The organism is Acidovorax sp. HDW3 (genome assembly GCF_011303755.1).
In the GTDB taxonomy this organism is placed as follows: Bacteria; Pseudomonadota; Gammaproteobacteria; order Burkholderiales; family Burkholderiaceae_C; genus Paenacidovorax.
Genome location: NZ_CP049885.1, coordinates 1,858,712 through 1,876,741, shown reverse-complemented (window position 1 = coordinate 1,876,741; position 18,030 = coordinate 1,858,712). Strand labels below are relative to the sequence as shown.

Sequence of the window (18,030 nt, the reverse complement as noted above, 5' to 3'; positions counted from 1 at the left end):
CCCTGACGGCTGCGCTGCGCCGTGCTGCTTCCGGTCTCGGGCAATCCCGCCCTGATTCCTTCCAAGGAGAAGACCATGACGAAGCTCATTACGGACGAACAACGCGCGCAACTGCTGGCCAACGGCCGGCAGTCCCTCGAACAAGAAGGCTTCGACCCTGCTCCAGTGCTCAAGCTGTTCACCCCGGACGCCGGTGCGACCTGGCTGCTGACCGAGATGGACCCGGACGAACACGACCACGTGTTTGGGCTGTGCGACCTGGGTCTGGGCTATCCCGAGTTGGGCTGGGTCAGCTTGGCAGAACTTGCGACTGTGCGCGGCCGGCTGGGACTTCCAGTGGAACGGGACCTGCACTTCACTTCGCAGAAGCGGCTGAGTGCCTACGCGCGTGAGGCGCGGCTTGCGGGGAGGATTGTGGCGTAGCCGCAGTGCGTTGGCTGTCAGCGTGTGCGGATGGCCAATATCGCTTCATCCCTCGCTCTTGGGCAACCGGGCCTCGGTTTCCAGCATCAGTTCGCTGGCGCTGCGGCCCAATGCCCGTGCGATCTTCAGGATCAACGCCAACGTCGGCATGTGCTCGCCGCGCTCGATCTTGCCCATGTGCGAGCGCTCGACACTGGCCAGGTGCGCCAGCGTTTCTTGGGCAATGCCGTCCAGTGTGCGCAGGTGGCGCACGGCGTCGCCGAAGGCCCGTGCGGGACCTGCGTCAAACGTCGTTGCGCCGGTGGGGCGCCCGCGCTGTACTCCTGGCTTTTGCATGGACAGGAGCGTTGCGTTTCACCACAATTAAAACCACGTTATCTTTAACTCTTAAAATCAACTTTGGGTGTTCGCCCAACGGCCCATTGCCATGTCGGTTTTCCGACTTGTGCGATTCAAGGGCCGAAGTAGTATTCAGTCTCCCGGATACCTCCAATGACATTTCTTACCAATGAGCAGCAACGCTTGATGCGAATCAACGGCGCAGCGCGTGCGCGCGGTGAGGCATTGGATCCTCTGCCGGTCGTCAAGCTCTACACGCTGGATGCTGGGGCCGTGTGGCTGCTGACGGAGCTGGATGCCGATGGAGACCGGGCATTCGGGCTGTGCGATTCAGGCACGGGGAGTCCCGAGCTGGGGCATGTCAGCCTCTCCGCCCTGGAGGGTGTCCGGGGTCCACGAGGCATGCGCATCGTGGCGGATCCGCATTTCAAGCCACGCCAGACGCTCTCGGGCTACCTGGCCGACGCGCAGCGCGACGGCTCGATCAACGACTGATTGACACAATCCTTTCTTTATCGCCCGGCGCGCGACGTGAGGTCGCCGAGATAGCGACCCTGTAACTTTCTCTCTGTGGCAGGTTTCCCCTTTTTTGCTGGAGGATTCCGTGACCACGCCAACCCCCGAAGATCTTCACCATGCCCCGTGGGGTGTGTCCGCCGCCTATCTATACGTGCTGGACCTTGACGACCCGGCTCTCGCCTGGGAGTACCTGCGCCGCCATCCCAGCTATCGTGCGGATTGGGCTCGTCGCAAGCGCGTGGTGTCTTTTGCCCGCTGGGGGTTGCGATGTCGCCGAAGATCCAGAGTTGGATGGACGTGTTGCACACCCATTGTGGCTGTCGCCCTCTGACGGGCTGTTGCATGTACGTGCCGTGCATGCGCACGGTGCTGCGACCCGCCGGTTCGATCTGTGGCGTATCCCTGGCCGCAAGCGCCTGGTGATGGACGGCCACGACCTGGCACTCACCGCAGATCTCAGCGCGCTGCGCATGCGCTTGTCGCTCTCGGGCACCCTGGAGGATGGTGGTGCCTATGTGGGCGCCGTGCCGCTGACTCCGGGGCTTCGCGGTCAGCTCAATGGGTTGCTCGGACACGCACAGGCCCTGGAAGGCCATGTGCCTCAGATCCCGCCCGTGCGGCCAGCCACCCGAGCCGCTTTGCTGCACCTGCGCGCCCTGCAGGCGCTCGATGCTTCGCAAGCGGGCGCATCCCATCGCGACATTGCTCAGGCCTTGTTCGGCCTGGAGGCCGTCGTCCTGCGCTGGCACGATGACGGTGAACTGCGCGCGCAGGTGCGTCACCTGCTGCGGCGGGCTGGGGCGTTCATGAACGGCGGGTACCTGGACTTGGCGGGTGTGCTGGATCCCGCTGCAAAGCCCCCCGGAGACGAACCGGTGCGCTGAATCTCTCCCTGCCTGGATCGGGCCCGATTTCCGAGACTGCCTCCATCGGGCCGCGAATGGTTTGCGGCCCATCGACAGCGATGGAGTCCGTCATGGCCGTTGGCAGTTCTTTCCCGTCCCGCACAGCCGCAGCGGCTGCGCTCCAGCCTCCTCTGGGGGCTGCCCCGTCAGCCCCAGCAAATCCTGAGTTCCTGACCACCGAAGAAGCGGGCGCCTTTCTGCGGCTTTCACCGCGCACTTTGGAGAAGCAGCGCGTTCTGGGTGGGGGCCCGCGCTTTCGCAAATTTGGTGCGCGGGTGGTCTATGCGGCCACCGACCTGCGTGCCTGGGCTGACGGTCGCGCCTACGGCATGACCTCGGACCCCGGCTACGTGCAGCGCGACTCCGTCCGCTGATCAGATTTGACGAGGGAGCACCCCCAATGTCGAAGCGAGTGGGCGAACGGGAACAGCTATCGCTGTTCCGCGCGCTGCCGGGCAGCGATATGGCGCTGCGCGACGCGCAGGACCTGATGGCCTATCCGTTCTTCTCGCTTGCCAAGTCGCCGCGCATTGTGCCGATCCGATTTGAAGCGGGGGGTATTTCTCTCACGGTGGAGGGGGTGCCCGAGCACGGCATCGCCACCATCTGGGACGCCGATGTGCTGATCTGGGCCGCGAGCCAGATCATTCAGGCCAAGAAGGAAGGCATTGCGCCTTCGCGCCTGATGGTGGCCACGCCCTACGAGATCCTGCGTTTTGCACAGAGAGGTACGGGCCGCAGCGACTACCTGGCGCTGCGCGCTGCACTGGACCGGTTGCAGTCCACCACCGTCGCCACGACGCTGCGCCAGCGCGAGCGCCAGAACGGTGCCATGCGCGTGCACCGCTTCTCCTGGATCAACGAGTGGAAGGAGTACGTCCAGTCCGGGGGGCGTTCCGAAGGCATCGAACTCATTCTGGCCGACTGGTTCTTTACCGGCGTGATGGATGAAGGGCTGGTGCTCACGCTCGATTCGACGTACTTCCGGCTTTCCGGGGGCATTGAGCGATGGCTGTATCGGCTGGTGCGCAAGCACGGTGGCCGGCAACAGGCGGGATGGCGCTTCGACATGCGCCACCTGCACCTGAAGTCGGGAAGCCTGCAGCGCCCATCCGACTTTGCGCTGCAGGTACGTCAATTGGCGCGGCGCCAGGCGCTGCCGGGCTACCGGCTGTCCACTGAGCGCAGTGGCGGCATCGAGTGGCTGGCCTTCCTGCCTGATCCGCACAACCGACCCCGAAGCGACTTGTCCACAGATTCTGTTGAAGAACCTGTGGATGGTTTGGGGATGGGCTCGGTGGATCGCCCGCACGACCGTCGGGGGATCACCCGCATGGGTATCGGTGGATCGCCCGCACCAATCGACCGGAAGGCCACGCCCAGCAACGGTTTTGGCACTCCCTAAACATCTAAAGGGATACATAAATGGAAGTCACGCGCGCGCGAACAGAGGCTGCACAAAATTTGGGCAATGGTTCTGCGATGGCAAATCAGGCAGGTCCAAAACTCCAGAGCCTTTCACCAGAAAAGCAGGGCACCAGCCCTGGCAAGGTCGTCGCCCTGCTCAACCAGAAGGGTGGGGCAGGGAAGACCACGCTCGCCACGCATCTGGCGGGCGAGCTAGCCTTGCAAGGCAGTCGTGTCACGCTGCTCGATGCCGACCCGCAGGGGTCAGCCCTCGACTGGGCGCAACGGCGGCTCCAGAGTGGCCAGGAGCGGCTGTACGGGGTGTTCGGGCTGGCGCGGGACTCCTTGCACCAGGAAGCCCCGCAAATCGCCCTGCAGGCGGATTTTGTGGTCATTGATGGGCCGCCAAGGGTCGCAGCGCTGGCGCGCTCCGCGCTGCTGGCGGCCGACCTGGTGCTGATACCCGTGCAGCCGAGCGCCTACGACGTGTGGGCCAGTCATGAAATGGTGCAACTCATCACAGAGGCTCGGGTGTTCCGGCCGCAGCTGCGCGCAGCCTTTGTGATCAACCGGCGCGTGGTCGGGACGGTGATCGGGCGTGAAGCGCGTGCAGCGCTTGCCGATCAGCCGTTCGCCGCACTGGAGACGGAAGTCTCGCAGCGCATCGTGTTTGCCGACAGCGTGGCTGCAGGTAGGCTGGCCTGCGAAGTGGCGCCGCAGTGCGCGGCTGCACGTGAGATCGTGGCGCTCGCGCAGGCCGTGCGGGAGGTGCTGCGATGACCATCCCCCAGCCAGCGGCGAAGCTGCACCGGGCACCGATCGGACGTAGGCCCGGTGCGGATCCTGCATCAACCTGGGTGCGGCAGGCGGATGCTCCCGAGATCCCCGCCAAGGCCTCCATCTACACCGCGCGGCTCACCATCGATGTGACGCCGACGCTGCGCGGGCGCATCAAGGTTGTGGCGTTCCGGCGCTGCATCACAGCTGCGGACATGCTGCGCGAGCTGCTGGAGCGCGAGTATCCGGAGGACGGGGCATGATGGCGCCGGGATCCCATCTGGCGTCAGCCATTCGGCAGGCTCCGCTGCAGGCGATGGTGCCGCAGCGCCCCACCCGCATGCGCGTTTCTCTCGCATTCGTCGAGGATCGGGTGAACGTCTGGCTGCGGTTTGGCCAGCCGACGGTGGAGATCGTGCTGGACCGTTGGCGGCGCGTTGCGATGTTCGTGCCTGGCACCGTCTGCTGCCGCGTGAAGTGGATCGGCAATATCTCTGGTAATGCGCTCTGGCAGCTTCTGGTGATGCAGGCGCCGACACCCTTTGAGGACGCGCAGCGCGTGGCGGGTGTGCTGCCGGGTGCGCGCATTTTGCTGCGTTCCGATGGCGAGGCGCAGGTCGAGGCGGTGCAGGCGGTGATCGATGCCATTGAGGCGCTGGGTATCGATCCCTGCACTGTGGCTGCCAGCTACTGGCGCAAGGTGGGCCATCGGCTTGGTGCAGGCTTGCCGCTGCCGGTCTACACCGCCGAGCGGCACGTCTCCCACCTGGCGGTAGGAGGTGGGGAATGACGCAGCCCGCCGTACCGCTTCCCATGCTGCTGGCCGGCATGGCGACCGCCGTGGCCCTCTTGGTCGGGCCGATGCTGGTGCCAAGGGAGCCTCGGTTCGTCTACAACCCGAGCGCCAGCGTGGCACCCGGCTGGTATCACATTGAACGCATGGAGCGCGCGGACTCCTTGCATGTGGGCAGCACCGTGCTGGTTCGGCTTCCTGCCGATGTGGCCGCGCTGGCGGCACAGCGCGGCTACCTGCCCATCGGGGTGCCGATCCTCAAGCGTGTCGGCGCATTGGCGCCGCAATCGGTGTGCGTGCACGAGCAGACGGTGCGCATCGACGGTGCCGCGGTGACGGGCGTGCGGCTGCAGGATGGCATGGTCCGCCCGCTGCAAGCCTGGGGACAGTGCAGGGCTCTTGTGCGGGGGGAGGTTTTCCTGTTGAGCGATACCCATCCGGCGTCGTTCGACAGCCGGTACTTTGGGCCAGTCCAGGTGTCGGCAGTGCTCGGCATTGCGCACCCGTTGTGGATCTGGAGTGCGCCATGAAGCGCCTCTACAGGCGCCAGCGGGTGGCAATGGACGCGGCACTCGCACCGCAGTCGGCGGTGCAATGTGGAGGCCGTGAGCCCGCAGCATTTGCGCCGCAGCTTGGGCCGCCCTGGTGGTTCCATGGCGGGTGCGCAAGGCCGGCAGTGGGTGGGAGTTGGGAGCTAATGCGGGGTACGCAGACGGAGGGCAAGATAAAAGGGCCGGCACGCATGTGCCCGCCAAGCCAGTCTGCACGTGGGTTGGGCACGGCACCAGGCCGGGCGCATGCAGTGCCGTGCGGGGGCAGGACCCGGCCAGCCGCGGGTGCTTGGCGCGTGCCGTACCCGATCCCTTGCGCCCAGGTGCGCGGGAGTGGGCTCCATGGCCGCGCGTAAGGTCGGACCGGAGGAGGGGCGGTTCAGGGTCCGGCCGGGCGCGCCGAAGTCGCGTCCTGGACCACGGTCGCCGCGCCTGATCAGCCAGGTGCTGAAGGAGGTTTCCAGGGCTGGAGCCAAGGCGTCGGGAAAGCAGGGCATGCGTCCTGCGTCCACGTTTGGCCGGGGGTGCGTGGCGGCTGGCATCGCGGGCCAGGGACTGGGTAGGAACGCACGGCGTGTGGTCATCAAGTCACGCTTTGTCGTGCTCAAGAAAGCGGGCGCTCGATCGGTTTCCACCCACCTGCGCTACATCGAACGCGACGGCACGACCCGCGATGGCCAGAAAGGGCAGGCCTACGGGCCGGACACGGACACCGCAGACCTGCAGGCGTTCGAGAAGCGGGGCCAAGGGGACCGCCATCAGTTCCGCTTCATCGTGTCAGTGGAGGATGCCGGGGAGCTTGAAGACCTGCGCGATTACACGCGCATGCTGATGGCGCGCATGGCTGTCGATCTGGAAACCCGCCTGGACTGGGTGGCCGTGGACCACTGGGATACGGACAACCCGCACACCCATGTCGTGCTGCGCGGGCGTTCGGGCGAGGGCAGGGGAGCGGACCTGGTCATCGCGCCCGACTACATGGCCCATGGCATGCGCCGGCGCGCCTGCGAGCTGGCCACGGAATGGCTGGGGCCGCGCACCGAACTGGAGATGCGGCAGAGCCAGCAGCGCGAAGTGGAGCAGCAGCGATGGACGGGGCTGGATCGGCAACTGCAGCGCCAGGCTGTGGCGGAGATTGTGGACCTGATGGAGACCCCTGGCCGTATCCCTGTGCCCCTGGGAACGCAGCGCCTCAACCTGCTGCGCGCCCGGCTGCTGCGCCTTGAAGCCATGGCACTGGCCGAGCGCCTTGATGCCCACCGGTGGCGCCTGGTGCCGCGGATGGAGCAGACGCTCGTGGCCATGGGGGATCGCGGCGACATCCTGCGCACCATGCACCGGGCGATGAAGGGAGAACAGAGGGAACTGGTGATCGATGTGCAGGTGGATGTACCCGTGGTGGGGCGCATTACGGCCAAGGGGCTGGATGGCGAACTGCACGATCGGCCCTATCTGGTAGTCGATGGTATCGACGGCCGGGCGCACTACCTCCGACTGCAGGCCAACACCGTTCTGGCGGAGCTGCCGGTTGGTGGCATCGTCGAAGGCAAACCACAGGTACTGGAGCGTGCTGTGGACCGCGCGGTGCTGGATCTGGCACAGGAGGGGATCTACACCACGGCTCATCATCGCGCGCAGCTCTTGCAGGCAGGAGACCGGGATCCACAGGCAACGGTCGAAGTCCACGTGCGTCGGCTGGAGGCGCTACGCCGCAAGGGGATCGTGGAACGCGTGGCCGATGGCGTCTGGGCCGTGCCGCCGGACTTGCTGCAGAGGGTCCGGCAACAGGGGGCGCAGAAGGGCGCTGGGCATGCCGTTGAACTGCGCTCGCACCTGCCACTGGAGCAGCAGATCCATGCTGTGGGATCCACCTGGCTGGATCGGGCGCTGGTGGTGAGCGGCTTACCCCAGCCAGTAGATCAAGGGTTCGGGGCGCAGGTGCGTGAGGCGATGTCGCAGCGCGTGGATTTCTTGGTGGGGGAGGGGCTGGCCGAGCGCCGGGGGCAGCGCTTTGTCCTGGTCGGCAGCCTGCTCGCGACCTTGCGGGACCGCGAACTGGCGGTGGTGGGACAACGGCTGCAGCAGGAGACCGGAAGGACGTGGCGACCGGTGCGGGATGGAGATACCGTCAGCGGTGTTTATCGCAAGTCTGTTCAACTGGCCAGCGGACGCTTTGCGATGCTGGACGATGGGATGGGGTTTAGCCTTGTGCCGTGGCGGCCTGTGATCGAGCCGTATATTGGTAAACACATCCAAGCACTCATCAAAACCGGGGTGGTCAGTTGGAATTTCGGGAAGCACCGTGGTGCATCTCTGTAAACAAAAAATCCGTGGTTTTTCTGGGGGAACCCTCTCCTGTCAGCAGCAGGCGTGGGCTTCGCGCTTTTTGCTCCTGAAGTTGTTTTGGGCGGAGGCCGTGTGTGGCCAAGAAATGTCTGTTTTCAATTCTTACTTCTCCAGCAGGAAGAACTCCCATATGCTATGCAAGCAACCTATGGGCTAACCAGGGAGCCAAGATGATTTTTATTGAGCATGGCACATCTGCATCCGCATCCGCATCGCAACGCAGTTGTTTCAATGAAACTCCTCATGCGACGATAGGGCATGAGGTTGCGGAAGCTGGTCTACGGGGTTTCCGAAAGGCGATAGATTTCGCTGAGATTGACGTTGTCAGCGTTGTATCCGCGCGATGATTGAGTTGAGGCATCTGCGATATTTCGTCGCCGTTGCCGAAGAGCTCAACTTCCGCCGTGCCGCCGAGCGCGTTCACATCGACCAGACCCCATTATCACGCACCATCCGCGACCTGGAGGAGCAGTGGGGCGTGACTCTCTTTGTTCGGGCACCCCGCAGGTTGGAGCTCACCCCGGCAGGTATCAAGCTGCTTGTCCACGCACGCAGCTTGCTCATCCGGCTAGAGCGTACTAGGTGTCAAGTCCCGCCTGTTTGTAAACACGCTTCTTGAACAATTCCGGCTTTTTTGCATACCAATCCTTCAACGCCTGAACGGGTGAAACGTGCTTGAGTGCACGCTGTGGAATCTGGTGGTTGTAGGTTTTGACGTAGTTCATCAATGTGGCCTCCAGTTGCGCTGCGGATGCAAAGCGCGTTTGCCGGATGACTTCGCTGATACGCCCGTTGAAGCGCTCCACCATGCCGTTGGTCTGCGGGTGACGCGGCGGACACAGCCGGTGCTCAATGCCCAATGCCTTGCAGCGCACATCGAACTTGTGCCGTCCGCTGGGTTCGCGTTTTTTGTTTGTGAACCGATCCGTGAACTGGCTGCCGTTGTCGGTGAGTAGTTTGACGATCTTCATGGGCGCTGCACGCTCAAGACGCTGCAGAAAGTCCACGCTGGAGTCCTCGCTCTGATCGGCATAGATGTGCATGAACACCCAGCGCGTTGCCCGGTCTATGGCCACGAACAGATAGCGCCGCTGGCGCTCGTCGGGCATCTGCGGCAGGTATTTGATGTCCACATGCACAAAGCCTGGTTCATAGTCCTTGAAGGTCTTGACGGGCTTGTCAGCAGTGCCCGCATCGGCTTGGGCCTGGGCCTGAAGTTCACGCAAACTGGAGACGCCGTGGCGGCGCAAGCAACGATCCAGACCTGCACGGGAGACCTGCGGGTTCACAAACTCTCGCACCACCGCCAGCAGGTCATCCAGGGGCAGAAACAGCAGGCGGCGCAGCTCCACGGCGATGGCTTCCTGCACGGGCGAGAGCGTGGTATGCAGCGTGTGCGGACGGTGCGAGAGGTCATCCGGACTGTCTCGGTGCTTCCATTTGCGTGCTGTCGCACGGTTGATGTTGTAGCGATCGGCCAGTTCTGCAATCGATGCTGACGAAGCTTTAATCTCGGCTCTCGTACGCGGTGTGGTTCGTGCTTGCGCGTGCACTTGGCTCATGTCGATTGCTCCTGTTTGAAGGATTCCACCACGTTGCGCATTACCTCTCTTGCTTGGAAGAATGCCCAACTCCTGTGGGGTATATGATCACACGAGATGGGACAACTAGGCGCTCGGTGCTGGCTGTCGATAAACGATATCGGGAGCCGTTACGCATTGGTCTGGATGACTGCATGGCTCAGCTACGGTTGGCGGAGTTCCTTGCCAGTTGGAAGCGCCTTGCTCCAGACATTCCTGTCGAACTTGTGGAAATGCATACGCCGGAGTTGCTCGCTGCGCTACGCAAAGAAGAAGTGGATGTCGCCTTTTCCTTCGAACCTGTAGATGACGAGGTCATCGTTCAGCAAACAGCATGGATCAGTCCCATGGTCGCGATTCTCCCGTCTGAGCATGAACTGGCTGGACGCAATATGCTGTCATTGGCCGAATTGCTGTCTTTTCCATTTATTGCCTGCACAGCGGCTTTTCGTCCGGGGCTGTACCTGCAGGTGGCTTCTCTCCTGCAGCAGCAGGGATTGTCTCCGGTGATTGCGGCGGAGGCGCGAACCTTGTCTGGCTACCTGACCTGTGTGGCCTTGGGGCAGGGTGTTGGCGTGGCGGGCGCCGACCAAATGCGGACGCTGCAGCGCAGCGATGTGGTCGTGCTTCCGCTGACCGAACCCGCGCACTTCACGACCTACGTTTTGCACAAGCACCAGCGCTTTGGACTGTCCGAGCCGGTGCAACGTTTCCTTACCCATGTCAGCACTTTGACGTGACTGTTACGCAGCAGAGCTCTGCTGCATCCAGGGCCTGCGCCATCGGCCTTGGACATGAGGTCGCAGGGGGTGCATGCTTCCCGCCCAGGGAGGCCGGGAGCGTGTTCCTGGGCCACTGAATCCAGCCAACCAACGGCGTTGTCCTGAGACCAGCCCGCCAGCCTGCGCTGCGCTACGCCCGGATGGGTGGGCCGCGCGGCGCATCGGTTCCAGACTCTCGCCATGCGTACCACGGGGTGCGCATGCGCATGGCGCAGGTTGGCGCCGAAGGAACAAGCAGGCATGGCATCTCGATCAGAGGGGGGTAAGGAGCGGGCATCTTCCGCCCACACCGGCATCCTGTTTGGCCAGATCACGGCCGTCATGGGCGTCACTGTGTGCGGCGTGTGGGTGGCCACGCAATGGACGGCGCATGCGCTGGGCTACCAGCCGCGCCTGGGCGCCGCCTGGTTTGAGCTGTCCGGCCTTCCGGTCTACGAGCCCTGGAAGCTGTTCGAGTGGTGGTACTGGTACGACGCCTATGCGCCTGAGGTTTTCTCGCGCGGCGGCGCCATTGCGGCTTCCAGCGGTCTGCTTGCGACGGGTGTGGCCATCGGCATGGCGGTGTGGCGCTCGCGCATGGCGCGGCGCGTCACCACGTATGGCTCCGCCCGCTGGGCCGAACGCGAGGACATTGACAAGGCCGGGCTGACCGCTCCAGCCGGCGTGTTCCTCGGCCGGGCACCCGGCCGGGACGGCGCCTACCTTCGCCATGAAGGGCCGGAACACGTGATGGCCTTCGCCCCTACGCGCTCGGGCAAGGGGGTTGGCTTGGTGGTGCCCACGCTGCTGTCCTGGCCCGGCTCTGCCGTGGTCCACGACATCAAGGGCGAAAACTGGCATCTCACGGCGGGCTGGCGTGCGCGCTTCTCGCACTGCCTGCTGTTCAACCCGACCGACGCACGCTCCGCGGCCTACAACCCCTTGCTGGAAGTGCGGCGCGGCGTGCACGAGGTGCGCGACGTGCAGAACATCGCCGACATCCTGGTGGACCCCGAGGGTGCACTGGAGCGGCGCAACCACTGGGAAAAGACGAGCCACGCGCTGCTGGTGGGTGCCATCCTCCACGTGCTCTATGCCGGCGAGGACAAGACGTTGCGTGGTGTTGCCAACTTTCTCTCCGACCCGGCCTGTCCCTTCGAGGTGACGCTGCACCGCATGATGACCACGCCGCACCTGGCGGCGGAGCAGGGTGGTGCACCGCATCCGGTGGTGGCCTCTGCTGCACGGGAGGTGCTTAACAAAAGCGAGAACGAACGTTCGGGCGTGCTGTCCACGGCCATGAGCTTTCTGGGCCTGTACCGCGATCCCACGGTAGCCGAGGTCACTTCGCGCTGCGACTGGCGCATTGCCGACCTGATTGCCTCGGCACATCCGGTGTCGCTGTACCTGGTGGTGCCGCCCTCGGACATCAGCCGCACCAAGCCGTTGATCCGACTGGTCCTCAACCAGATCGGGCGGCGCCTGACCGAGTCGCTTGACGGTTCGGATGGCATCGAGCGCCGGCACAAGCTGCTCTTGATGCTCGACGAGTTCCCGGCTCTGGGGCGCCTGGATTTCTTCGAATCGGCACTGGCCTTCATGGCGGGCTACGGCCTGCGTGCCTTCCTGATCGCGCAGTCGCTCAACCAGATCGACAAAGCCTACGGCCCCAATCACTCAATCCTGGACAACTGCCACGTCCGCATCGCTTTCGCGACCAACGACGAACGCACGGCTAAGCGCATCTCCGACGCGCTGGGTACGGCCACCGAGCTGCGCGCCCAACGCAACTACGCCGGCCATAGGTTGGCTCCCTGGCTGGGCCATTTGATGGTCTCGCGCCAGGAGACGGCGCGGCCCCTGCTCACGCCGGGCGAGGTGATGCAGCTGCCCCCCGACGATGCCGTGGTCATGGTCTCGGGCCACGCGCCCATCCGGGCGCGCAAGCTGCGCTACTACCAGGATCGGAACTTCCTGGTACGGGTGCTGCCTGCGCCTGTGCTGGCAGGTGGCGGCTATGCCGATCGCCCGGCGGGGCGGCCGGATGACTGGAGCATGTTGCCAGTGCTGGCCGCCGCCTCGGTTGCCATGGCAGGCGGCGTGGGCGGTGTGGCCGATGAGGGTGGACACCAGCTCAAGCCGGAGCTGGAGGCTGTGTTCGTGCCTTCGCGCGATGACGGGGCGCAGGACCTGATTCTGTTGGAGGACGAGCGCGATGACGACGGCTCGCCCCTGCTGCCGCGTGACCTGGACCGCCAGCTGGTGCGTAACGCGCGCCTGGCGGCCCTGGATCCTGACGACGGGATTGTCCTGTGACGCGCGCTCGCCTGAACATCTTCGTCGAGCCCGAGCACGCCAGGCGTTTGGAGGACCTCTCGGCCCACCGGGGCGTCTCCAAGTCCTCGGTGATCGCGGCAGCGCTGGCGTCCTTCCTGTCACCCGATGCGACGGACCAGCGTGAGGCGGCGACGGCCAAGCGCCTGGACCGGCTCTCGCGCCAGTTCGAGCGCCTGGAGCGCGACCAGGCCATCCTGATAGAGACCGTGGCTCTGTACCTGCGCCACTACCTGACCGTGGCCCTGCCGGTGCCTGAGCAGCAGCAGGAAGCCCTGCGCGCCCAGGGGCGCGCCCGCTATGCGCAGTTCATCGAACAACTGGCCCGCCACATCCAGCGCGGGCGCAGCCTGGTGCGTGAGATCCATGAGGAGAACGGTCCCCTGGATGGGGATGCTCCGGTAGCTTCGGTTGCGCCTGGTGGCGGGGAGGGTGGCACATGACCGGCGCCAGCATATTACCCGCCGAACCCGCGCAGCGCCGCATCCGCATGCTGCGCACGGCCATGGGGCCGGAGATCGCTGCGGCGCTCGAAGACCCCGAGGTGGTCGAAGTGCTGCTGAACCCTGACGGGTCGCTCTGGGTGGACCGGCTGGGCACGGGCCGGGAACCCACCGGCGCCGCGCTGCCGCCAGCGGTGGCCGAGCGGATCATCCGGCTGGTCGCGGCCCATGTGCGCGTGGAAGTGCATGCAGGCCTGCCCATCCTCTCGGCCGAGCTGCCAGAGACAGGCGAGCGCTTTCTGGGCGTTCTGCCGCCCGTGGTGCGCGCGCCCTCGTTCGCGATCCGCAAGCGAGCGCTGCGCATCATGACGCTCGCACAGTACGTGGACGACGGCATCCTGACCGAGGAACAAGCGGCCTTCCTTCGCTCCGCAGTGCGCGAGCGCCTGAACATCGTCGTGGCAGGTGGCACCAGCACCGGTAAGACCACGCTGGCCAATGCGCTGCTCGACGAGATCGCCGACACCGGTGACCGGGTCCTGATCCTCGAAGACACGGTGGAGCTGCAGTGCCGTAGCGACGACCACGTGGGCATGCGCTCCGAGCCGGGCGTCACCACCATGGCCGACCTGGTACGCGCCACGCTGCGCCTGCGGCCCGACCGCATCGTGGTCGGCGAGGTGCGCGGCGCCGAGGCGTTGGACCTGCTCAAGGCCTGGGGCACGGGGCATCCAGGCGGTATCGCCACGGTGCACGCAGGTTCGGCCAGAGGAGCACTCACTCGCTTGGAACAACTGGTGCAGGAGGTCTCTGTGACCGTCCCACGCGCCCTGATCGCCGAGGCGGTGAATGTGATCGTCTTTATCGCAGGGCGCGGGCATGCGCGCCGGGTACGCGAGATCGTGCGCGTCATTGGTCATGACCGCGATGGCTACCAGCTCGATGGCTCGCTTGGGCCGCCGTTTCCGTCAATTCAGCAGGTCGTTGCATCGCATTCGCCATCTTCAACTTCATCCACCAAGGGAGAATCTTCATGACGCATCCACGTCTTTCTGTACATCCGTGCCTGCGGGCGGCGGCCCTGGCTGCCCTGCTGCTGGCCCTCACGGTTCCGGCGCAGGCCGCCGGCTCCAGCATGCCCTGGGAGGCGCCGCTGCAGTCCATCCTGGAATCCATCCAGGGTCCGGTGGCGCGCATCATCGCGGTGATCATCATCATCGCCACCGGGCTCACGCTGGCCTTTGGCGACACCTCGGGTGGTTTTCGGCGGCTGATCCAGATCGTGTTCGGGCTGTCGATTGCGTTTGCGGCGTCGAGCTTCTTCCTGTCCTTCTTCTCGTTCTCGGGCGGGGCGGTGCTGGCATGAACCTGCCCCACAGCCTGCCGCCGGGTTTCGAGGTGCCGCTGCACCGGTCGCTGACCGAGCCCATCCTGCTGGGCGGCGCGCCACGCACCGTGGCCATCGCCAATGGCACATTGGCCGCTGCCGTCGGCCTGGGCCTGCAGTTGTGGGTTCCGGGCCTGGTGCTCTGGATTGCGGGGCACACGCTGGCGGTCTGGGGCGCGCGCATGGACCCGCAGTTCATGCCGGTGTTCGCGCGTCACATCAAGCAGCGTCCGCTGCTGGACGTGTAAGGCGGGGAGGGCAGGCGATGCTGAACCTCGCTGAATACCGCAGGCGCCCCGCACTGCTGGCCGACTGGCTGCCCTGGGCCGGCCTGGTCGCGCCCGGGGTCGTGCTCAACAAGGATGGCTCCTTCCAGCGCGCGGCGCGTTTCCGTGGGCCGGACCTGGACAGCGCCACGCCGGGTGAACTTATCGCGACCTCGGCCCGGCTGAACAACGCGCTCAAGCGCCTGGGTTCGGGCTGGGCTCTGTTCGTGGAGGCCGAGCGGCGCGAGGCTGCGGGTTATCCGCGGTCGCGGTTTCCGGAGCCGCTGTCCTGGCTGGTGGACGAGGAGCGGCGCGCCGCCTTCGAGGAGACGGGGAGCCATTTCGAGAGCGGGTACCACCTGACGCTGCTGTACCTGCCGCCCGAGGAGGCGCGCTCACGCGCGGGCAACCTGCTCTACGAGCACCGCAAGGCCGAAGGCGTGGACTGGCGGGAACGGCTGGGGGCCTTCGTGGCCGAGACGGACCGCTTCCTGGACCTGCTCGATGGCGTGGTGCCGGAGCTGGACTGGCTCTCTGATGGCCAGACGCTGACCTACCTGCATGGCACGGTTTCCACCCGCTCCCAGGCAGTGGCCGTACCCGAGGTGCCAATGCACCTGGACGCGCTGCTGGCCGACGAGCCGCTGGTGGGCGGTCTTGCGCCCATGCTCGGGAACCAGCACCTGCGTGTGCTCACGGTGCGGGGCTTTCCGACCTCGACCTGGCCGGGGATCCTGGACGATCTCAATCGACTGGGCTTTGGCTACCGCTGGTGCACGCGCTTTCTCTGCCTGGACAAGGCCGAGGCGGAGAAGGAACTGGCACGCCTGCGCCGCCAGTGGTTCGCCAAGCGCAAGAACATCGTGGCGCTGCTGCGCGAGACCGTGTTTCAGCAGGAGAGCCCATTGGTGGATTCGGATGCTGCCAACAAGGCGCAGGACGCCGATGCGGCGCTGCAGGCGTTGGGTGGCGATCAGGTGGCGTTCGGTTTTGTCACGGCCACTGTCGTGGTGCTTGACGCCGATGCCACGGCCGCCGACGAGAAGCTGCGGGCCGTGGAGCGGACCATCCAGGGGCGGGGCTTCGTGACCATCCCAGAGACCCTGAACGCGGTCGAGGCCTGGTTGTCCTCCCTCCCGGGCCACGTGTATGCCAACGTGCGCCAGCCCATTGTCTCGACCTTGAACCTCGCGCACCTGATGCCGGTATCGGCCGTGTGGGCGGGGCAGGAGCGCAATGCCCACCTCGATGGCCCGCCGCTGATCGTGACGCGCACCGACGGCGCGACGCCGTTCCGGCTGGTCACGCACATCGGCGACGTGGGCCACACGCTGGTGGTTGGCCCGACGGGCATGGGCAAGTCGGTGCTGCTGGCCACCCTGGCGCTGCAGTTCCGGCGCTACCCGGGCGGGCGCGTCCTGGCCTTCGACATGGGACGCTCGATGCGGGCCACGGTGCTGGGGCTGGGCGGTGAGCACTACGACCTCGGGCCCGACGAGCGGATCGCATTCCAGCCGCTGGCGCGCATCGACCGGGATGGCTACCGCGCCTGGGCCGCGGAGTGGGTTGAAGGGCGCCTCGCGCACGAGGGTGTGGCCGTGGGACCGGCCGAGCGCGACGCTGTGTGGTCGGCCCTGGCCAGCCTCGCCAGCGCCCCGGTGGAGCAGCGCACCCTCACGGGCCTGTCGGTGCTGCTGCAGTCGAACGCCTTGCGCCAGGCACTGCAGCCCTATGTGCTGGGCGGTGCGCATGGGCAACTGCTCGATGCGGACGTGGACCGGCTCGGCTCTTCGCCCGTGCAGTGCTTCGAGATGGAGGAGCTGATGCCCAGCCGCGCGGCCACGCTGGCCGTGCTGTCCTACCTGTTCGCTCGCTTCGAGGAGCGCTTCGACGGAGCGCCCACGCTGCTGATCCTCGACGAGGCCTGGCTGTTCCTGGACGACCCGGTGTTCGCGGCGCGCATCCGCCAGTGGCTCAAGACGCTGCGCAAGAAGAACGTATCGGTGGTCTTCGCCACGCAGTCGCTCGCCGACATCCGCGATTCCAGCATCGCGCCGGCCATCGTGGAGAGCTGCGCGAGCCGCATCTTCCTGCCCAACCCGCAGGCCTTCGAGCCGCAGATCCGCGCGGTCTACGAGGGCTTCGGGCACAACGGCCAACAGATCGAGATCGTGGCCCAGGCAACGCCCAAGCGCGACTACTACTACCAGTCGCGGCTGGGCAACCGGGTGTTCGACCTGGGGCTGGGGCCCGTGGCGCTGGCCTTCGCGGGGGCGTCCTCGCCTGAGGACCAGCGGGAGATAGACCGGATCCAGGAGGCCCTCGCTGCCGCAGGCACACCGTCCAGCTTCGCGGCTGCCTGGCTGCGCCACCGGGGCCTGGACTGGGCCGCCGACCTCATTCCCACGTTTCCACCGTTTCCAACCACCTGAAGGAGTCCTGTCATGCTTTTGAAGTCCCTGTTCCTCCGCCGCAAGGCGGCGCTTACGCTTGCCGCTGCGCTGGCACTCGGCACCGCCATGCCCGCCCAAGCCTTCCTGGGCGGCGGGCGCATCGTGTTCGATCCCTCGAACTATTCGCAGAACGTGCTCACGGCCGCGCGTACGCTGGAGCAGATCAACAACCAGATCAAGCAGTTGCAGAACCAGGCACGCAACCTGGCGAGCCTGGATCACAGCGCCTTGGGGGAATTGCGTGCGGCGCTGGCCGCGACGAACGAACTCATCCGCCAGGCCCAGGGGCTGGCCTTCGACATGGCGCACATGGAGGCCGAGTTCCGGAGGCTCTATCCGAAGGAATACGCCGCCACCGTGTCGGGCCGGCAGATGGCGATTGATGCGCGTGAGCGCTGGCAGCAGTCGCTCGAAGCGCTGCGCACTGCCACCCAGGTGCAGTCGCAAGCGGTACGCAACTTCGCGAGCGACGAGCGCACGCTCACGGATCTGGTGAACCGGAGCCAGTCGGCTGTGGGTGCGCTGCAGGCGATGCAGGCCACGAACCAGCTGCTTGCGCTGCAGTCGCGCCAAGCCATGCAGGCGCAGCAGCTGCAGATCACTCAGGACAGGGCCGCTGCGCTGGAGCAGGCCCGCCAGGTGGCGGTGCAGGAGCGGGCGCGCGAGGTGCGGCGGCGCTTCCAGGGGGAGGGCACGCCCTACGCTCCGGTGGCCGTGGGTTTATACGGGCAATGAGGGGGAAGGCC

20 protein-coding genes and 1 pseudogene are annotated in these 18,030 nt (G+C 65.7%); 19 read left to right on the top strand and 2 right to left on the bottom strand.

The window, feature by feature from the left end:
• The first annotated feature begins 75 nt into the window (after positions 1 to 75).
• Positions 76 to 423 (top strand): DUF2958 domain-containing protein, encoded by a 348-nt coding sequence (locus G7045_RS08565; protein WP_166159240.1) that lies wholly within the window; start codon positions 76 to 78, stop codon positions 421 to 423.
• 45 nt (positions 424 to 468) lie between these two features.
• Here G7045_RS08565 and G7045_RS08560 read toward each other — a convergent pair whose 3' ends face one another.
• The gene (locus tag G7045_RS08560) at positions 469 to 759 is read right to left on the bottom strand and encodes a helix-turn-helix domain-containing protein (RefSeq protein WP_166159239.1); all 291 of its coding nucleotides are present in this window, start codon (positions 757 to 759) and stop codon (positions 469 to 471) included.
• A gap of 156 nt (positions 760 to 915) precedes the next feature.
• Between G7045_RS08560 and G7045_RS08555 the strand changes: the two genes are divergently transcribed.
• The 10 genes and pseudogenes from G7045_RS08555 to G7045_RS08510 all read left to right on the top strand — a co-directional run bounded on the left by G7045_RS08555 (position 916) and on the right by G7045_RS08510 (position 8,679).
• On the top strand, positions 916 to 1,257 hold the full coding sequence (locus G7045_RS08555; protein ID WP_166159238.1) for a DUF2958 domain-containing protein: 342 nt from the start codon (positions 916 to 918) through the stop codon (positions 1,255 to 1,257).
• Between the two features lie 109 nt (positions 1,258 to 1,366).
• A pseudogene (locus G7045_RS14925) lies at positions 1,367 to 2,165 on the top strand (DNA -binding domain-containing protein).
• Between the two features lie 92 nt (positions 2,166 to 2,257).
• Entirely contained in the window at positions 2,258 to 2,560 is a 303-nt protein-coding gene (locus G7045_RS08545; RefSeq protein ID WP_240919190.1) for a helix-turn-helix domain-containing protein, read from the top strand.
• Between the two features lie 26 nt (positions 2,561 to 2,586).
• Positions 2,587 to 3,591: a replication initiator protein A gene (locus G7045_RS08540; protein WP_166159237.1), complete on the top strand. Its 1,005-nt coding sequence runs from the start codon at positions 2,587 to 2,589 to the stop codon at positions 3,589 to 3,591.
• A 20-nt stretch (positions 3,592 to 3,611) separates the two neighbouring features.
• The gene (gene parA / locus G7045_RS08535; protein ID WP_240919189.1) at positions 3,612 to 4,373 is read left to right on the top strand and encodes a ParA family partition ATPase; all 762 of its coding nucleotides are present in this window, start codon (positions 3,612 to 3,614) and stop codon (positions 4,371 to 4,373) included.
• Positions 4,370 to 4,633: a chromosome partitioning protein ParB gene (locus G7045_RS08530; RefSeq protein ID WP_166159236.1), complete on the top strand. Its 264-nt coding sequence runs from the start codon at positions 4,370 to 4,372 to the stop codon at positions 4,631 to 4,633. Before parA ends, G7045_RS08530 begins: the two co-directional genes overlap by 4 nt.
• Positions 4,630 to 5,160: a DUF2840 domain-containing protein gene (locus G7045_RS08525; RefSeq protein WP_166159235.1), complete on the top strand. Its 531-nt coding sequence runs from the start codon at positions 4,630 to 4,632 to the stop codon at positions 5,158 to 5,160. Before G7045_RS08530 ends, G7045_RS08525 begins: the two co-directional genes overlap by 4 nt.
• Positions 5,157 to 5,693 (top strand): S26 family signal peptidase, encoded by a 537-nt coding sequence (locus G7045_RS08520; protein ID WP_166159234.1) that lies wholly within the window; start codon positions 5,157 to 5,159, stop codon positions 5,691 to 5,693. The genes G7045_RS08525 and G7045_RS08520 overlap by 4 nt, the downstream gene beginning before the upstream one ends.
• Positions 5,694 to 6,290: 597 nt before the next feature.
• Positions 6,291 to 8,033 (top strand): DUF3363 domain-containing protein, encoded by a 1,743-nt coding sequence (locus G7045_RS08515; protein ID WP_370521599.1) that lies wholly within the window; start codon positions 6,291 to 6,293, stop codon positions 8,031 to 8,033.
• Between the two features lie 370 nt (positions 8,034 to 8,403).
• Positions 8,404 to 8,679 carry a LysR family transcriptional regulator gene (locus G7045_RS08510; RefSeq protein ID WP_370521598.1) on the top strand — a complete coding sequence of 92 codons (276 nt, stop codon included), beginning with the start codon at positions 8,404 to 8,406 and terminating at the stop codon, positions 8,677 to 8,679.
• Here G7045_RS08510 and G7045_RS08505 read toward each other — a convergent pair.
• Positions 8,639 to 9,622, bottom strand: coding sequence for an IS481 family transposase (locus tag G7045_RS08505; RefSeq protein ID WP_166159232.1), 984 nt, complete (start codon positions 9,620 to 9,622; stop codon positions 8,639 to 8,641). The genes G7045_RS08510 and G7045_RS08505 overlap by 41 nt on opposite strands.
• 83 nt (positions 9,623 to 9,705) lie before the next feature.
• Between G7045_RS08505 and G7045_RS08500 the strand changes: the two genes are divergently transcribed.
• The 8 genes from G7045_RS08500 (at position 9,706) to trbJ (ending at position 18,019) form a co-directional block, all read left to right on the top strand.
• Positions 9,706 to 10,380 carry a LysR family substrate-binding domain-containing protein gene (locus G7045_RS08500; RefSeq protein WP_166159231.1) on the top strand — a complete coding sequence of 225 codons (675 nt, stop codon included), beginning with the start codon at positions 9,706 to 9,708 and terminating at the stop codon, positions 10,378 to 10,380.
• 282 nt (positions 10,381 to 10,662) lie between these two features.
• Entirely contained in the window at positions 10,663 to 12,717 is a 2,055-nt protein-coding gene (locus G7045_RS08495) for a conjugal transfer protein TraG (RefSeq protein ID WP_166159230.1), read from the top strand.
• The gene (locus G7045_RS08490; RefSeq protein WP_166159229.1) at positions 12,714 to 13,178 is read left to right on the top strand and encodes a CopG family transcriptional regulator; all 465 of its coding nucleotides are present in this window, start codon (positions 12,714 to 12,716) and stop codon (positions 13,176 to 13,178) included. Before G7045_RS08495 ends, G7045_RS08490 begins: the two co-directional genes overlap by 4 nt.
• Complete coding sequence (trbB, locus tag G7045_RS08485; RefSeq protein ID WP_166159228.1) at positions 13,175 to 14,215, top strand: P-type conjugative transfer ATPase TrbB; 1,041 nt, start codon at positions 13,175 to 13,177, stop codon at positions 14,213 to 14,215. The genes G7045_RS08490 and trbB overlap by 4 nt, the downstream gene beginning before the upstream one ends.
• Positions 14,212 to 14,544 (top strand): TrbC/VirB2 family protein, encoded by a 333-nt coding sequence (locus tag G7045_RS08480; protein ID WP_055403009.1) that lies wholly within the window; start codon positions 14,212 to 14,214, stop codon positions 14,542 to 14,544. Before trbB ends, G7045_RS08480 begins: the two co-directional genes overlap by 4 nt.
• Complete coding sequence (locus G7045_RS08475; protein WP_166159227.1) at positions 14,541 to 14,813, top strand: VirB3 family type IV secretion system protein; 273 nt, start codon at positions 14,541 to 14,543, stop codon at positions 14,811 to 14,813. The genes G7045_RS08480 and G7045_RS08475 overlap by 4 nt, the downstream gene beginning before the upstream one ends.
• 17 nt (positions 14,814 to 14,830) lie before the next feature.
• Positions 14,831 to 17,263: a conjugal transfer protein TrbE gene (gene trbE / locus G7045_RS08470; protein WP_166159226.1), complete on the top strand. Its 2,433-nt coding sequence runs from the start codon at positions 14,831 to 14,833 to the stop codon at positions 17,261 to 17,263.
• Positions 17,264 to 17,275: 12 nt separating this feature from the next.
• Positions 17,276 to 18,019 carry a P-type conjugative transfer protein TrbJ gene (trbJ, locus tag G7045_RS08465; RefSeq protein WP_166159225.1) on the top strand — a complete coding sequence of 248 codons (744 nt, stop codon included), beginning with the start codon at positions 17,276 to 17,278 and terminating at the stop codon, positions 18,017 to 18,019.
• Positions 18,020 to 18,030 lie beyond the last annotated feature (11 nt).

Bases quoted from the DNA above. Each gene is read 5' to 3' on its own strand.
- G7045_RS08565 (WP_166159240.1), top strand. From the start codon at position 76: ATGACGAAGCTCATTACGGACGAACAACGCGCGCAACTGCTGGCCAAC.
- G7045_RS08560 (WP_166159239.1), bottom strand. From the start codon at position 759: ATGCAAAAGCCAGGAGTACAGCGCGGGCGCCCCACCGGCGCAACGACG.
- G7045_RS08555 (WP_166159238.1), top strand. From the start codon at position 916: ATGACATTTCTTACCAATGAGCAGCAACGCTTGATGCGAATCAACGGC.
- G7045_RS08545 (WP_240919190.1), top strand. From the start codon at position 2,258: ATGGCCGTTGGCAGTTCTTTCCCGTCCCGCACAGCCGCAGCGGCTGCG.
- G7045_RS08540 (WP_166159237.1), top strand. From the start codon at position 2,587: ATGTCGAAGCGAGTGGGCGAACGGGAACAGCTATCGCTGTTCCGCGCG.
- parA (WP_240919189.1), top strand. From the start codon at position 3,612: ATGGAAGTCACGCGCGCGCGAACAGAGGCTGCACAAAATTTGGGCAAT.
- G7045_RS08530 (WP_166159236.1), top strand. From the start codon at position 4,370: ATGACCATCCCCCAGCCAGCGGCGAAGCTGCACCGGGCACCGATCGGA.
- G7045_RS08525 (WP_166159235.1), top strand. From the start codon at position 4,630: ATGATGGCGCCGGGATCCCATCTGGCGTCAGCCATTCGGCAGGCTCCG.
- G7045_RS08520 (WP_166159234.1), top strand. From the start codon at position 5,157: ATGACGCAGCCCGCCGTACCGCTTCCCATGCTGCTGGCCGGCATGGCG.
- G7045_RS08510 (WP_370521598.1), top strand. From the start codon at position 8,404: ATGATTGAGTTGAGGCATCTGCGATATTTCGTCGCCGTTGCCGAAGAG.
- G7045_RS08505 (WP_166159232.1), bottom strand. From the start codon at position 9,622: ATGAGCCAAGTGCACGCGCAAGCACGAACCACACCGCGTACGAGAGCC.
- G7045_RS08500 (WP_166159231.1), top strand. From the start codon at position 9,706: ATGATCACACGAGATGGGACAACTAGGCGCTCGGTGCTGGCTGTCGAT.
- G7045_RS08495 (WP_166159230.1), top strand. From the start codon at position 10,663: ATGGCATCTCGATCAGAGGGGGGTAAGGAGCGGGCATCTTCCGCCCAC.
- trbB (WP_166159228.1), top strand. From the start codon at position 13,175: ATGACCGGCGCCAGCATATTACCCGCCGAACCCGCGCAGCGCCGCATC.
- G7045_RS08480 (WP_055403009.1), top strand. From the start codon at position 14,212: ATGACGCATCCACGTCTTTCTGTACATCCGTGCCTGCGGGCGGCGGCC.
- G7045_RS08475 (WP_166159227.1), top strand. From the start codon at position 14,541: ATGAACCTGCCCCACAGCCTGCCGCCGGGTTTCGAGGTGCCGCTGCAC.
- trbE (WP_166159226.1), top strand. From the start codon at position 14,831: ATGCTGAACCTCGCTGAATACCGCAGGCGCCCCGCACTGCTGGCCGAC.
- trbJ (WP_166159225.1), top strand. From the start codon at position 17,276: ATGCTTTTGAAGTCCCTGTTCCTCCGCCGCAAGGCGGCGCTTACGCTT.